This window comes from Laedolimicola ammoniilytica (assembly GCF_025567165.1).
Classification (GTDB): Bacteria; Bacillota; Clostridia; order Lachnospirales; family Lachnospiraceae; genus Laedolimicola; species Laedolimicola ammoniilytica.
Genome location: NZ_JAOQKC010000013.1, coordinates 54238 through 70340 on the forward strand (window position 1 = coordinate 54238; position 16103 = coordinate 70340).

A 16103-nucleotide genomic window follows, 5' to 3' on the forward strand; every position below is an offset into this window, starting at 1 on the left:
TTATTTTTGTCCGCTGATATACGGGCAAATCGTTTTTTATTGTAGGTTACTTTCTTGTACCATCCGAGCCGATGGTATATCCGTCAATGGTGGTATTCACCGCCATCGTCCCGTCTGGGTAGAAGTAGTACCACTTTCCGTCAATCTGCTTCCAGCCGCCGGCAAACATCATTCCGGTAGTCTTATCCAGCCAGTACCACTTCTGTTCATCGGAGAGCCAGCCCTTCACCGGCTCCCCGTTTCTGTAATAGTTCCACTGGCCGCTGTCATTCTGCTGCCAGCCGTTTGCGGCCTGCGGGTCAATGACGATTTCCACAAACCGCCGCAGGGCCGTGGCGACCTCGGCGCGGGTGGCGGTTCCCTTGGGGTCGAATTTATTTCCATTCTTCCCGGCCAGGATGCCTGCCTGCTGCATGGACTTGACCGCATCTTTCGCCCAGCTGCTGATCTTTGCGTTGTCCGCAAAAGTCACCGCCTGGAGGGTTTTCGGAAGGTCGTAGCCCAGCTTTTTGGCGTAATTTGCCATGATGACCGCCATCTGTTCCCGGTTGATGTTGGTATCCGGCGCAAAGGTGGTGGCGGTAACGCCGCCCACAATTCCGGTCTGCGCCGCCCAGTTCACATAGGGCGCATAGTAAGCGTCGGCTTTCACATCGTTGAATTTCCCGGTCTGGTAGCTGTCCGGGTTGATGCCCGCCAGCCGCCCCAGGGCGGTGACGAACATTCCTCTGGTCATGCCGGTGCCCGGGCTAAAGGTGGTGTCGCTGGTGCCGGAGAGCAGTCCCCGGCTGGCTGCAAAGAGGATGTTGTCCGCAGCCCAATGGTTATGAATATCGGTAAAGGCCGGGGCAGGGTTCTTGTAGCCCACGCCATAGACGCTGAAATGACCGGTTTCAAAAACCACCGCTTTCAGGTTGGCATTGTAGCTGGATTTGGTGATCCATTCCACCTTGCCAGCGTCATCTACATAGACTGCGTACAGGTTTCCGGCAGCTTCTTCCTTTGCTGGGGTGTAGGGCAGGCGCACCGAGACAGTATGGCCGTTTAGGTTGGTAATCGGCGTCTCCTTGCCGCCGGAGAGGTACACCAGCGACAGGTCATAGGCCGGTCTTGTTTCTATGGCGGCTTTGGCCTCGGTAGAACGCAGCGCATCCACCTTATCTGCCCGGAGGATGATGTCCCCTCCAGCGGAGGCGGTATCCAGCTGCTTCAGAGTATCCAGCCCGATATTAACCGAAACCAGATGGTCTGTTGCTACGGTAAACTGCCGGACGTTTTCTTTAACCAGCAGATCCAATGTCTGCGCCTTGATGGTCACGTTAAAAGAGGTCTGGCCTGCCGCCGGGGTGATGGGAACGGTAACGGCAATCCCGTTTTCGGCTATGCCGTTCTTTTTCGCATCCTGTTTGGCCTTGCCGATGGCGGACTGGACAGAGCTGTTGTCCACCGATACATTACCGTTTTTATCCGGCTTAACTGGCTTGGTTTCTCTGGTGACAGGAGAATCCGGTTTGTCCGGTTTGCCCGGTTTGTTCGGTTTGTCCGGTTTGTCCGGTTTGTTCGGTTTGCCGGTGTCCGGCTGACTGGCATTTCCAGAGTTACCGGAATCGCCGGAGGACGAACCGCCGGAGGAGGAGCCGCCGCCGCCGGACGAGCCGCCGGAGGAGGAGCCGCCGCCGCTGGACGAGCCACCGGAGGAGGAGCCGCCGTCGCCGCTGGAAGGCCGATCGGAAACGGTCAGTGTTCCAGAAACATAGGTGATCTCATAGTTGTCATTTGACAGCGTACCCGCAATGTTGATTGCAGTTTTGCCGGGTTTGCTCATATCCGGTGTCTGCGCGTAAGTCAATGTTACCGTGCCGCTCAGGGTGTCTGCACCAACCAGACCTTCCACCTTGTAATCCTTATCTGCTTCCGGGCTTCTCAGATCGGGCGCGGTGCTGCCGGTGTAGGCACTCTTGTCAAGCGCCGTAACGGTGACCGCTTTCTTCGCTACGGTCACAGTCACGTTCTGTTCTGCCACATCTGCGTACTCTGCGTTTCCCTGAACCTTATACCAAACAGTGTATTCCCCGGCGTTTTTCGCTGTGGGGATCTGCTCACTCCACTCAGAATCGCCAAGCCGGTAGAGCATTGTGCCGCCAGTGGTCTTGCCTGCTGTAACCAGAGCCTGTTCTGCACCATTGTAGGTCAGTGTATTGACCGTAGGTGCCGTAACAGTGGAGACAAGCTTGTTGGTCGCATTGACATTGACGGTCAGAGTGATGTCCTCATAGTTTGCGCTCTTGATCACTACGGTCACTGTGCCCACAGAGCCGGTGGTCTTCACGTCATTTTTCTGAATGGGCAGGGTCAGCTCGCCGTTTTCCACCTTCGCGCCGCTGGTGTAGTAGCCGTCATTGAGTTTGATCTCGCCAAGCTCATAGGTGGGTGCACCGTACTCTTTGGGCGTTTCCAGCGTGGGCAGGGCGGGGAGCGTCACAGTGTAGGTCTTTTCGTGGCCGTTTACAATGACGAGCGCAGTTTCCTTGGTGAAGTCAGGCGCAGCGGCCTTGGTGATGCTGCCAGTGGTCATGAAACTGCTCTGCTCCAGGGCGTAATTCTTCGCGGTCTGCCCCAGCAGGGTCACTGTGGCAGTGATGCTCTTGCCGCTGCCCACACCGGCATCGTCAAAGCTGGCGGTGACGGTGTAGTCTGTGCCTCGGTTCAAGGTCACTTTGTCGAAGGTCACGCTGGAGATGTCCGCGTTTGTCGTGCCATCATAGGGCTTGGACGCAGCCGTTACCCCAGAGAGCGTCAGCGGCTTCTTCCCAATGCTGACCGCCACGCTGGCGGGTGTGGTATCGTTGTGGTTTGCATCGCCAATCACCCGATACCACACGGTATATGCTCCGGCATCGGTGCCGACAGGGATGTCCTGGCTGTATGTGCCGTTCTCGGTCAGGCTGTACTGCATGGTGCCGCCGCTGGTCACGCTGCCCGCGGTAATGAGTGCCTGCGCCTGGCCGGTATAGGTCAGGTTTTCCTGCGCTGTGGGAGGCGTGATGCGGTTTGACCCGATGTCGGCCTTTTGTACCGTTACAACAATATCCTGGCTCGTCTTCTTGTAGCCGTTGCAGGTGGCGGAAAAGCGGAAGATATGCTTGCCTGCGGACAGCTTTTGTGCGGCGAGATTAAATTGATTGCTTGTTGTCGCACCGCCAACGGCTGTCTCTTTGCCGTCCTCCACCTTGTACCACTGGAAGCTTACAGCGCCGGTGCCCCTCACATTGACAATCAGCGTCCCCGTGCCGCCATAGGTCATGCTCATCTCGGTGGGATAGTTCATGCTCTGGATGGGGAGCCTGGCCACAGAAACATTGGTCAGCTCCTTGCCGGTAAGGTCGGTTATCCAGGTGGTGCCGCTCTTGAAGGCGCAGCCCTCCGGCAGCAGGGATGCCAGCGTGACATCTCCGGTGACGGTCAGCTTTGCCGCCGTTTTCCCGTTCAAATCCAGCTTGAGCGGGCTGCCGATGGTGAGTTCGCCTGCATTTGCCAGCAACTTCACCGTACCGCCGCCGGCTGCCGCGATGGCCGCGTCTACCGTCAGATGGTAGGAAGTGCTGCCGTCCGTCTTTGTTACCTCAGCGGCATAGCCGCAGTATGGGCAAACATTCCCGCCGGAAGGGTCATCCGGGTGGCTGCACTCCACAACGGTGACGGCAGTATTCGCATTCATCTCTGACAGCTTGACCCATGCGCCGTCTTGCTTCTGATAGGCATAGCCCGCTGCCAGCAGGGACTGGTAATCTGCGCCATTCTCGATTTTGATGCTGTCAAAGGAGCCGCCGGACAGGATCACACGAATACCGCTATTATATCCCAATTTCAGCAGATCCGCGCTACCGCCGGACATGGTCAGCGTTCCCTCCGTGTAGATGCCGCCGGTGAACGTGCCGCTCGTTACCACGGCTTCGTTCCCGGTAAGGAAGAAAAGCCCAAATCCACGGACGCCAGTTCCGCCGCCTACGCTTCCCTCCAGGGTGACATTGTCCAGCGTCAGCTTTGCGCCTGTGTGGTCAAATTTTCCAACTTCCACCGCATTAGCGGACTTGGAGACACAGGTGCTTTGCACCTTGCCGTTTGTTATGGCTACATTGGAGCCGAGGATGCAAAGAAGCGCCTCCTCACGGGATTTGCTCAGGGTGAATCCATTCAGGTCCAGTGTAATATTTTTGCTGATTTCGATAGGTTCTGCGTTCTCAATCTCCAAAGGCCCCCGCAGCGTGATAGTGTCACCGTCCTGCGCGGCATTCAGCGCGTTTTCCAGACTGGTGTATCGCTTGCCGCCGGTTTCAAATGCCTCCACCAGCGCTTTGCAGAAGGTGCAGTAACCGGCGCTGTCCACCTTGCCCGCATGGTCGCAGCTTCTGCCGCAGACACATTTACCGTTCTGATATTGGCAGGTATGCTCGACCACTTTGACGCTTCTACTCTGGATGCTTACTTCGGAAACATTCAAAATTTCACTGTCATCAGTGTCTGCAAAGGCATATCCCTCCGCCAGCAGAGCCAGAGCCGGCGCGCCGGTATCCACACTGATGCCCCCTTGGAAGGTGCCGCCATGGAGCTGGGTGTTCCCGACGAACGTCATCTGATGTGTAAACACGCAGTCGCCCTTTACCGTCAGGGTAAACTGGTTATTAAAGTATTCCGCGCTTGTTGTAACGCTGTCTAATATCAACACCGCGGGGGCGCTGGTGGCAATGTCATTTATCGTGCCGTTTTTGATGGTAACGCTGTTGTACGGGAAATTTTGCAGATCCAGCGTCTTGACCTTGTGGCCCTGCAGATCCAGCGTAATGTCCATTTTGTTCGCCGGCTCGCCGTTCCCCGCTTTCAAGGTTGCGTTAGTATCCCGCACAAAATAAGCGGTTCCGCCGGAGAACAGAATGAACCCAACATCAGGGTTATCGCCTTCAAACGTATAGGGGATACCGTTGCGAATAAAGAGCACATCCTTGCTGCACGGTTCGCCGCACTGTTGGCATTTGCCCTCGTTGGTGTATTTTTCATGGGGGCAGGTGTTAAAGGTAACAGGGACAGTGTTTGTATCTAGGGTATAGCTCTGATAGGACAGCTTGCAGTAGACCTGGCCGCTGTACTCCCAGTTCTTGCCCGCCGTTGTGGTCAGGTCGGATGGGGTCAGGGTGATTCTATTGCTGCCGCTGCCTGTGCCTGTAAATTCCTTTCCGTTCACATACCACTGATAGGTGATATTACCACTCGTACCGCCTTCCAGCTGGGCCCTTACCCAGACATCCGCCTTAAATTGCCCATCGCCTTTCTTATCGCTGACCTGCGGCTGCGTTCTTATGGTAATGGGGTTTCTGGGCGCGGCGGCGACGGTGACCGTTGCGGTGGCGGTCGCCCTAGCGGGAGAGACACCATTTTCGCTGTCTGCGGTCAGCTTCAGCTTATAGCTGCCCTCCTTGACGGTGCTGTCGGCGGTAACGGTGATGGTCTGGTTGTCAGCGGATTTTTCCGCCGTCAGACCGGTGTGCGCGCCATCCCATTCCACGTTCAGGGTATTCATCTTGACCTTGCTGCCGTTCACGGAGAAGGTCGCCGTCTGACGGCCCAAGCCTTCCTGCAGGGTTCCCTGCTGCGGACCGACAATCAGGCTTGCGCGGGGCGCCATCTGGGCGATGTAGATGGTCTTGACGCCCTCGTCTCTTTTCGTATCGTCCGCTGTGCCGACCGACATATCGTCTGTTTTTGCATTCTGATTTTCCGAATACAGAATGGTCAGCTTGCTGTTGATGTTTCGGGCGTTTCCATACTGACTATTCGAAATCGCACCATATTTTCCGGTGGCGTAAAGGGTTCCTCCGTTCATGGTCAGGGATGCAGTGTCAATACCGTAACCGGAATTTAGATTCAGCGTTCCATTCTCAATCACGATGGTTTTAGCGCTCAAGCCGTTCCGACCGCCGTTGGTGGTTATCTTTGCCCCGTCTTTTATGGTAAGCGTCCCGCCGGCGGTGTCGCTCCAACTGCCGTCCTCAATACCACCTTTCCCTTTAGGAACATTGACCGTCAGACTGCCGCTTCCCTGAATGGTCAGATTGGCGGAATACATATCCAGAGCGGCGGTATATGCGGTATCGGCAATCGTAAGGGTATTCTCGCCTTTCAGCGTGATTGTTGTGTCGCCCTTCACCGTCACCGGGGTAGTTATGGTCCGGTTCTCCCAGGTAACATTGCCGGAGATGGTTTCTTCAGTGCTTGCCGCAGCTGCCATCAGGGGCGTTGCCTGCTCTGTTCCCTTGCAGGCAGAGAGGTCTGCATCTTCCGCAGCGCAGACCGGACAGTCGGGATTGACCGCCCCCTGCTCACAGTGGGTCTCGCAGATGCACTCCGCCGGAGCATTCCCGGACACGGCGGACACAAGCCCGCTGTCCTGGGAATTGCACTGCTCACAGGTATACCCACAGGGCGTCCCCTCTGTGGCCGGAATGTAGCCGCAGCTATCGTTATGCTCGCCGCGTTCATGAGGACAGCTTAATTCTTTTGTGATACAGCCGCTTTCCTCACTGCATGCGTGGGTGCACGCGGTCGGCTGGGCCTCCTCTGCTTCAGATAGGGTCGCCGTATTTTCCGATATGCTTTCTTCCAAAACAGGATAACAGCTTTCGTCATGCTCATGGACACACTTCTTCACAAGGGTGTAGCAATCCTCAGTATCCCCCAGGGGATCTTCTCTGTCGGCTTCGCCGCCATTCACCTTATGCTCATGTTCATAGGCTGCCCCTTCGGTTCCTTCCGTATATCCGCAGTCCTCTGTATGTTCCGGGTGATGCTCACACAAGCCCGTATGGACAGCGGACACACCCGCTTCCACCGCAGATGCCGGAACGCCCGGCATCGTAAAAATCATTGCCGCCGCCAGTAAAAATGCGGCCGGCCGTTTCCATTTCCATTTCATTTTATTCATCCTCCTCACGTTGTTCGTTCCTTCTCGTTGTTTTCTGAAGCAGCCGGGATACTGCCTCCCGCAGCTGATATTCCGTCACAGGCTTCACCAAAAAGGTGTCCACCTGCAGCCTGCGGCTTTGGGGTTCAAACTCTGCCTGGTCGCTAATCCACAGGAGAGGGACATCCCTGTTGTACCCTCGTATGCTCATGCAGAAATTCATCCCCCTGGCTCCGTCCTCCATGACCACCACAGCATCATAAGGCCCATCCCGCTGCATGGCATAGGTACAAAACACACCATTATCAAAGCGGTCTACTTTGCCCAGCTTCATCAGCAAAGCGGTTTCTTTTTCTTTCTGGCTATAACTGCATAGCGCAATTCGCATTTTCGCACCTCCATTTCATGATGGGTTTTATCGCCTCATATAGTTCCTGATCGGAGCAGTCTGCCGGAAGAAACACAGGGATACGCAGGTGATACGCGATCAGGGCGAAGTTTTCATCATCGCTCCACCAGACAAGCGGTGTTTCCGGTGCCAGCCGCTTCGCCTGTATGACCGCCTCCAGTCCCTTTGCCCCGGTCATGGCGATGACAACCGCATGGTAGCGGCTCCGCCGCAGCGCCTGAGCAAGCTGGTTCTCATTCCACAATTCGTCAATCGCAAGCTGCCCATCCCCATCAAAAAGGGAGCGCAGCCTGCTTTCAAACCATTCCACATTTCTCAGCTCCGTACAAAGTGCGATTTTCATGCTGAGCCTCCTTTCCTGAAAAAAATAAAAAAAGAATCCTGCTCGCAGGATTCTCCGCCTGCGGCGGGTCGCTTCTGCGACATACTTCCTAACCGCCGCAGTGCGATCCTCGCGGAGCGTTTTATGTGATAGGAATTTCCTATCACATAAAAAAACCAGACCTTCTCATCGGAAAGTCTGGTAGTATAATTAGGATAGCATCTTGTCAAGAGAAATGCAACCGACTTTGTTTAAGACGCAGGTTTCCTGTTTAAGACGCAAGTTTTTTCCTGCGGTTTTATGTTATACTAATATTGGATGATTGTGCAAAGGAGATGGCGCGATGCAGATTGCGATTGTGGATGACAGAGCAGAGGACAGAGAAGAACTGTCTGCCTGCCTGGAAAATTATATGAAAAAGCATCAGCTGGACTATACGCTGACAGAATTTGAGGACGGAGAGAATTTTCTGAAAGCTGCTGCCCAGGTCAATTTTCAGCTTGTCTTTATGGACATCTATATGGAGAACATGGATGGAATTGAAGCCGCCAGAAGGCTGCGCCAGAAAAACAGGCTCTGTAAGATCGTTTTTCTGACCATTACAGAAGATTATGCCCGGATGGGGTACAGCCTGTCCGCCAGCTATTATCTGCTGAAGCCGCTTTCGCTCCATCAGGCAGATTTTGAAGAAGCGATGGAGCTGTGCCAGCTAAAACCGCCCTATGAAGTGATGACACTTTCGGTTATGGCTGACCGTCAAAAGCTGGAACTTCCCACAGAGAAAATTCTATACATAGATTATCAAAACCGTATGACACGGATTCATACGGCGGAACGCGTGATACCGGTAAGCGGAGGTTTTCAGGAGGTCACTGCCGCATTGCAGAAGGACAAGCGTTTTTTGCCCTGCTACCGGGGCGTTCTAATCAACATGGATTATATCAGCCAGGTTGACAGTCAGACCTTCCGTTTGATAAACGGGGAGAATCTTCCGATTGCCCTCCGCAATGGAAAACAGCTGCGGGAAACCTACCGTCAATATGTTTTCCCTGGAATGGTGGGTATCGTATGAGAATGAAGCAAATACACAGGCGTATTCTGGGGGGCTGTCTGGCCTCCCTCCTCTGCTTCACCGGCAGCATCCCCGCATTTGCCGCTGAAACTGCAACCCCAGCCAATGCCGATGAAAGAAGGGAGAATCCGCCGGGTTTAGAAAGTGAGGCTTCGGAGACACTGGAGATCGGAACCCCGGAAGAACCGGAAGCATCGGAAGAAGTATCCCTCGTCCTTGTCACAGAAATACAAAAGGAAGACGAACTGCTCTCCCTGCCGGATTTCACCCTGCCCCTTAGAGCCACACCGTCTGATGATGACCTGGAGGAAATTTATCAGCTGGCCCTTCCGTATCAAACTGTTTGCGCCACTGTAACAGCAGGTGAAGAAATCCGGCAGGAAACATTTTCTGTCGCATGGGATTTTTCGGCCATTGACCAGACCACTCCGGGCGAATATGCCGCAGCAGGCCGGATTGAACTGCCGGAGGGGTATTCCTTTGGTGAAGCTGTCTTGCAGGAGCTTCAGATTTCCGTCCGGGTGGAAGAAATGCCGCCTGCTGTCATTACTTCCATAGAGCAATGGTATCCTTATACAAATGCATTTGCGCTCCCACAGGGCAGCGAAGTTGAAGCGCTGGAAAAATTATTCGCCGCCTCCCCGTATTATCTGGAATGCTATGCGGAAAATGGAACCAGCTACACCGCTGTGGTGGAATGGGATTTTTCCGGTATTGATCTGAATACTGTGGGATTGTACCATGCAGCAGGAAGGCTGACCGCGCCGGAAAATACCATATTTGCAGAGCGTGTCGATTTTCCTGAAATTTCAATTCCTGTTTCTGTTCAGGCTTCGGATAGACCAGACATTAACTGTTTTCTGGCCGCCAGAGGAAACCTTCATTTTCCCTGGGTCACACCGCCGGGAGAGCTGGATAAGATCAGCGTATGGCTGTCCGAAAACAACGGTTCATGGAACCGTCTGGAAAGTGGCGTTTATGTGGGTCAGGAAATGCTCTCGATTGCCACCCGTCTGCTGACACCGGGCAGCAGTTACCGCCTTCAGGTTGATTATGACGGCGGACAGACCGGCATCCTGTCCTTTACCTACGCAGATGAAATTGTCCTTGAAGGGTATCATGAAGGCGACCGGGATGGAGGGGATGCAGGCGGAAATCCACCTGATACCATCATTCAGCCGCCTCCTGAGGATACCGACGATCAGGATGACGGTTTCGCAGACAGGCCCTCCACAAAGCCTTTAAGATCGCCTGCAACAAATGGCGGTGGGATAGATTCCGATGATTCTGGAAAAGCACCTTCGGTCAGCGGAGAAAATGATTCTGCGGATCACAAGCCTTCCGAGCCATCCCGGGTTGGAAAGGATGATTCCATAGATATCGATAAAGACGATTTCCCATCGGAACAGGCAAACGGTGATACAGAGGAAGATGCGGATTCCAAAAACTCCGCTTTTTCAGAATTCTTCGATGAAACCACTGACCGGATTTCCGGCACACGCTTTTTGATGATGCTGCAGACAGGAGAGCAAAGAGCCGTCTTTTCCAAACAGGGAATCACCATCAGCATACCCAAAGACGCCTTGCCGGAAGGTATCCAAAACGAAGATCAGATTGAAGTCATCATCCAAAAGGATACGGATGGCGGTTTTTCTTTTTCGTTTTCCATCAATGGAACTGCACTCAACTCCCTGCCGGATGTTTCTGTCATGCTGCCCTATCCAAATGACCCGGCAGCCGGCACATGGTTCCTTTGTGATGAAAGCGGCGTGGAAGCTCCCATGATCGGCTATGACGATACGGCGAAAGCCGCTTCCTTTCAGATCAGCCATACAGGGACTTACACCATTGTGGGAAAGGAAGATACCGCTTCCCTGGCACAGGCTGCCGACACAGAGCACAGCTGGTCGCCCATATTCTTTTTGATTCCGGCCTGTCTGCTTCTTCTGTCTGCCGGTGTGTTTTTCCTAAGGAGGAGGCGAAAATAAGATGGTATCTTCTGCGGTAAAAAAATATGCTGCCTTATGTATGGTCTGCCTGTGCTCATCCTTGTTTTTTCTTGGCCTGTATCAGTTTAATAATAAATATAGCCAGGACACAATCCAGGCGGCAAATGGGATTCTGGCGCTTTCTGAGGAAGAACTTCAAAAGTCACCGGTGCGCTTTCTGGTATCCGGCTGGGCATTTTATCCTGACGCGCTTTTGACCCCGGAAGAAATACAGGATGAAAGCCATTATATGCGCTACCTTTCCATCGGAGAGCAGACCAATTTCTCCAGCCCTGCAAACCCTTCTCCCTATGGCTGCGGGACTTACCAGATGACATTCTTTCTGCCGGAATGGAAGGAAACATATGCGCTGGAAATCCCGGAAGTGTTTTCTGCTTACAACCTTTATCTGGATCATGACCTGATCCTGCAAATGGGGGAACCGGCACAGGGGACACCATTGGTTCAAAACCGCATGGTCACTTTTCATGGCGGAAAACCGGTCACACTCACCATAGCGGTCAGCAACTATGACCACTTTTACGGAGGGATTGTTTATCCGCCTGCTTTCGGAACGATGCTGGCGGTCAATACAACCAGAGGAATCCGGTTTGCATTCTGCCTGTTTGGCTGTACGGTTACCTTTGTCTGTGCGCTGCTGTCCTTTTATTTCAGCCGCCGGATGAAACAGAAAAATACATTCCTGTTCGGACTGATCTGCCTTGCCATGTGCGGCCTGTCATCCTATCCTGTGCTTCATATGCTGGCTGCTGTTCCCATATTCCCCTGGTACACGATGGAACTGTTCTGTATCTATCTGGTTACCTGGCTGATCGTAGTTCTGCAAAACCGGATATGCAGGCCGGGCTTCCTGCCTGCGGCCATCAGCAACGGGGTGGGCGCTGCCTTCCTGGTATATGCGTTTTTGTATGGCATGATGGCTTCCCATCTCTCCCTTGGAGCCATTCGCTTTTTCTCTGCATCGGTCTTTTGTTATAAGGCGGCATCTGCGCTCTATCTGCTTATCATCGCTGTGCTTGCCATTCACAGAGGAGAAAAACGGAGCAGGCCGATCTTCTATGCTGCGGTAGCCGCAACCTGCGCCTTTATATGGGATCGCCTTCTGCCGGTTTATGAGCCGATTATCGGCGGTTGGTTTGTGGAATGGGGCAGCTTTTTCATAGCAGCAGCCATCGGTTATTCCCTCTGGCGCGATGTGATAGAAGGGTATGGAAACAGCCTGATTTTCCAGGAAGAACGCAAGCAGGTCATCCGTCAGCTTTCTATGCAGACCGAATACAGCCGTCAGGTTTCTGAGGCAGCGGCAGAAAACAGAAGGCTGATCCACGACATCAAACACCATCTGCGTACCATAGACCGCATGGCCTCTGAACATGGGCAGACGGAGATCTGCTCCTTCCTGTTACAGGTTGAGGAACAGGTTGCGGCATCATCGGGTCACTCCCCTGCCCAGTTCTGCAAAAATCCCGTCGTAAATGCACTGATTGAATACTACTACGGCATGGCGCAGACACAAGGGACAGAATTTCAGGTGCGGCTCGATCTTCCCGATCAGATGCCGCTTACCGATGTGGAACTGTGTACGGTGCTGGGCAATCTTTTGGACAATGCTGTTGAGGCGTGCAGCCGCCAAAAGCAAGGGGTGCGCCGCGTTTTCATTGCAGGCGAAACCAGAGGCAATATGTATTTTTTGAAGATTGAAAACACTTACGACGGTCTGGCCTTGCAGGAGGGAAAAACATTCCTCTCCCGAAAGGGTACATCTGATGCTCATGGAATCGGGCTTTCCTCTGTCCGAAAAATCATTGAAGGCCATGGCGGTGATCTCGATCTTGTTCCCGGTGAGAAATCCTTTCTTGTTGGAATTACAATACAGATGTAAAAACTGTTTTTTGAGGCACATTCAGATAACATAGGCAAGACCTGATGGATAGACTTTGCCCGCGGCGTGGCTTTTTCACTCCCGCTGGTCGCTGTTCCCGCACATCCGCGCAGGAAGGATGGCGGCTGACACCGCCATAGCAAAAGTTTTTTTGGTGGTGCATGGAAATTGACATATTTTCGTTTGCCGCGTATAACAATAGTACAAGGCAGGCAACGGCGTGTGTCTGTCAAAGCGTTGAGGTAAGAGAGTGCGCCGGTAGGCATGCCTTACGGAGCTTGCAAGAGGGGTTGTGCAGTGAAACCATCGTCCAATACGATCGTCTCACTCCTAAAACAAAAAAAGAGGAAGGCTGAAAGGGAAATAAAACCCTCTCAGCCTTTCCTTATGTGATTCTTATGGAAATTAGTTATTGTTCTTGTTCTTCTCCACCTCAGCCAGCTTCATAGCCCGAACCTTCAGCGGAAGGCCGAAGAGGGTGATGAATCCATCTGCATCGTGGTGGTCGTACATATCGCCGGTGGTGAAGGACGCCAGAGACTCATTGTACAGAGAGTAGGGAGAAGTGGTGCCGGCCTTGATGATGTTGCCTTTGTAGAGCTTGAATTTCACTTCGCCGGTTACGTACTCCTGAGTTACCTCCATGAAAGCCTGGATAGCTTCACGCAGTGGGGTGAACCATTTTCCTTCATATACGATCTGGGAGAACTTGTTGGCCATATCCTTCTTGGTCTCCATGGTAGCGCGGTCCAGAACCAGCTCCTCAAGCTGACGGTGAGCCTCCATCAGGATGGTTCCGCCCGGTGTCTCATATACGCCACGGGACTTCATACCTACCACACGGTTTTCTACGATATCCACGATACCGATGCCGTGCTTTCCGCCCAGAGCGTTCAGAGTACGGATGACGTCAGCCACTTTCATCTGCTTGCCATTGACAGAGGTGGGAACGCCCTTTTCAAAGGTCATGGTTACATATTCCGGTTCGTCCGGAGCCTTCTCCGGGGTGGTGCCCAGAACCAGCAGGTGTTCGTAGTTCGGCTCGTTGGCCGGATCCTCGAGCTCCAGTCCCTCATGGCTGATGTGCCACAGGTTCCGGTCACGGCTGTAGCTGGAATCGGTAGAGAAGGGAAGATGGATGCCGTGCTTCTCGCAGTACGCGATCTCATCCTCACGGGACTGCATGGTCCAGATATCGGTCATTCTCCAGGGAGCGATGATCTTCAGATCCGGAGCCAGAGCCTTGATACCCAGCTCGAAACGAATCTGGTCATTGCCCTTACCGGTAGCGCCGTGGCAGATAGCGACTGCGTTCTCTTTACGGGCGATCTCTACCAGTTTCTTTGCGATGGCCGGACGCGCCATGGAAGTACCCAGCAGATACTTGTTCTCGTATACAGCGTCTGCCTTTACGCAGGGCATGATATAATTTTCAGCGAAATCGTCTACCAGATCCTCGATGTACAGCTTGGAAGCGCCGGACAGCTTCGCGCGCTCGTCCAGTCCGTCCAGCTCATTTCCCTGGCCGCAGTCGATACAGCAGCATACTACATCGTAATCAAAATGCTCCTTCAGCCACGGAATAATAGCAGTGGTGTCCAGTCCGCCGGAATAGGCAAGTACTACTTTGTCTTTCATATTCAAATATCCTCCTGAGTGTTTTATGATTTCTATACGGTATGAATGATTATGCATACCGTTTCTGTTCACTGAAAACTAATATACATCATTTCCATATAATATGCAAGCGGAAGTTCAGAAAAAGTTCCACAGAAATATGAATAAAAATAAAATAGCACTTGAATAACATGCATAAAAGTGATAATATATGCAAAGAAAGTGTATAAAAATGCATACAAGCGGAAAAGTGCTTGAAATACTGGCCAAACAGATCTAAAATAGGAACAAATATCCACAAAAAGAGAGGAAAATAGAAATGATAAAGGCAGGAATTATCGGAGCAACCGGATACGCAGGCGGCGAGCTGGTCCGCATTCTCACAGGACACAAGGACGTGGAGATTAAATGGTACGGTTCCCGAAGCTACATAGATAAGAAATACGCGGAAGTCTACCAGAATATGTTTCAGATCGTAGACGACAAATGCATGGACGATAATATGGAAGCGCTGGCAGACCAGGTAGACGTGATTTTCACAGCGACGCCCCAGGGTCTCTGCGCGTCTCTGGTAAATGAGGAGATTCTGTCCAAGGTAAAAATTGTGGACTTAAGCGCCGATTTCCGTATTAAGGACGTGGCCACCTATGAGGAGTGGTATAAGATCCAGCATCCGACGCCCCAGTTTATCCCGGAGGCGGTCTACGGACTCTGTGAGATCAACCGGGAAGCGGTGAAGAAGGCGAGACTGGTAGCCAACCCGGGCTGCTATCCCACCTGCAGCACTCTTTCTATTTATCCCTTACTAAAAGAAGGGCTGATTGACCCGGGCACGATTATCATTGACGCCAAGTCCGGCACCTCCGGCGCAGGCCGCGGCGCGAAAGTGGACAACCTGTACTGTGAGGTCAATGAAAACATCAAGGCCTACGGCGTGGCAAATCACCGCCATACCCCGGAGATTGAGGAGCAGCTGTCCTACGCGGCGGGCGAGCCGGTGCTGATCAATTTTACCCCGCATCTGGTACCCATGAACCGGGGAATCCTGATCACAGCCTACGCTTCCCTGAAGAAAGAGGTTTCCTATGAGGAAGTGAAGGCGGCTTACGATAAGTATTACGCGAATGAGAAATTTGTCCGCGTTCTGGAAAAGGACGTTTGCCCCCAGACCAAATGGGTGGAGGGCAGTAACTACGTGGATGTGAACTTTAAGATCGACCCGAGGACGAAGCGCGTGATCATGATGGGAGCCATGGACAACCTGGTGAAGGGCGCAGCAGGACAGGCCGTCCAGAATATGAACCTGATGTTCGGATTGAAGGAGAGCGAGGGCCTGGAGCTCGTTCCCATGTTCCCGTGACTGTGAGCACTTGGCGAGGTAAGAAAATATGACGATCCGAACAATGACCATAGAAGATTACGACGGCGTCTACGCCCTCTGGATGACCATTAAGGGCTTCGCGATCCGGAGCATTGATGATTCCAAAGTGGGCGTGGAGCGGTTTTTAAAACGGAACCCCACCACCAGCGTGGTGGCCATCGAAGACGGCAAGGTGGTAGGCAGCATTCTCTGCGGCCACGACGGACGCCGGGGCTGTCTCTATCATGTGTGTGTCCATCGGGATTACCGGATGCGGGGCATCGGCAAGGCCATGGTAGTATTTGCCATGAATGCCCTGAAAGAGGAGCAGATCAGCAAGGTATCCCTGATCGCTTTTACCCAGAACGACATCGGCAACGCCTTCTGGAACCGCATCGGCTGGACACAAAGGCTCGATCTGAACTACTATGATTTTGTCTTAAATAAAGAAAATATCGAAGCGTTTAACGAATAAAG

Annotated in this window: 9 protein-coding genes; 5 read left to right on the forward strand and 4 right to left on the reverse strand. The window is 53.0% G+C overall.

Features of this window, described 5'->3' with window-relative positions:
* Positions 1–46: 46 nt before the first annotated feature.
* From OCV63_RS10700 to OCV63_RS10710, 3 genes are read right to left on the reverse strand one after another with little or no spacing between them, the layout of a single operon-like run.
* Positions 47–6967: an S-layer homology domain-containing protein gene (locus OCV63_RS10700; protein WP_262670807.1), complete on the reverse strand. Its 6921-nt coding sequence runs from the start codon at positions 6965–6967 to the stop codon at positions 47–49.
* 1 nt (position 6968) lies between these two features.
* Positions 6969–7343: a response regulator gene (locus OCV63_RS10705; RefSeq protein ID WP_158363792.1), complete on the reverse strand. Its 375-nt coding sequence runs from the start codon at positions 7341–7343 to the stop codon at positions 6969–6971.
* Positions 7318–7707 (reverse strand): hypothetical protein, encoded by a 390-nt coding sequence (locus tag OCV63_RS10710; RefSeq protein ID WP_158363793.1) that lies wholly within the window; start codon positions 7705–7707, stop codon positions 7318–7320. The genes OCV63_RS10705 and OCV63_RS10710 overlap by 26 nt, the downstream gene beginning before the upstream one ends.
* A gap of 322 nt (positions 7708–8029) precedes the next feature.
* On the opposite strand from OCV63_RS10710, the gene OCV63_RS10715 reads away from it, so the two are divergent.
* The 3 genes from OCV63_RS10715 to OCV63_RS10725 are packed head-to-tail and all read left to right on the forward strand — an operon-like array spanning position 8030 to position 12649.
* Positions 8030–8758, forward strand: coding sequence for a LytR/AlgR family response regulator transcription factor (locus OCV63_RS10715; protein WP_158363794.1), 729 nt, complete (start codon positions 8030–8032; stop codon positions 8756–8758).
* Positions 8755–10746 (forward strand): hypothetical protein, encoded by a 1992-nt coding sequence (locus tag OCV63_RS10720; RefSeq protein WP_158363795.1) that lies wholly within the window; start codon positions 8755–8757, stop codon positions 10744–10746. Before OCV63_RS10715 ends, OCV63_RS10720 begins: the two co-directional genes overlap by 4 nt.
* A 1-nt stretch (position 10747) precedes the next feature.
* Complete coding sequence (locus OCV63_RS10725; protein WP_158363796.1) at positions 10748–12649, forward strand: sensor histidine kinase; 1902 nt, start codon at positions 10748–10750, stop codon at positions 12647–12649.
* 405 nt (positions 12650–13054) lie between these two features.
* On the opposite strand, the gene OCV63_RS10730 is transcribed toward OCV63_RS10725, so the two are convergent.
* Positions 13055–14287 (reverse strand): argininosuccinate synthase, encoded by a 1233-nt coding sequence (locus tag OCV63_RS10730; RefSeq protein WP_158363797.1) that lies wholly within the window; start codon positions 14285–14287, stop codon positions 13055–13057.
* 298 nt (positions 14288–14585) lie between these two features.
* On the opposite strand from OCV63_RS10730, the gene argC reads away from it, so the two are divergent.
* Both argC and OCV63_RS10740 read left to right on the forward strand, forming a co-directional pair.
* A complete protein-coding gene (argC, locus tag OCV63_RS10735) occupies positions 14586–15626 on the forward strand; it encodes an N-acetyl-gamma-glutamyl-phosphate reductase (RefSeq protein WP_158363798.1) in 1041 nt (346 codons plus the stop codon).
* A gap of 28 nt (positions 15627–15654) precedes the next feature.
* Positions 15655–16101 carry a GNAT family N-acetyltransferase gene (locus tag OCV63_RS10740; protein WP_158363799.1) on the forward strand — a complete coding sequence of 149 codons (447 nt, stop codon included), beginning with the start codon at positions 15655–15657 and terminating at the stop codon, positions 16099–16101.
* The last annotated feature ends 2 nt before the right edge of the window (positions 16102–16103 follow it).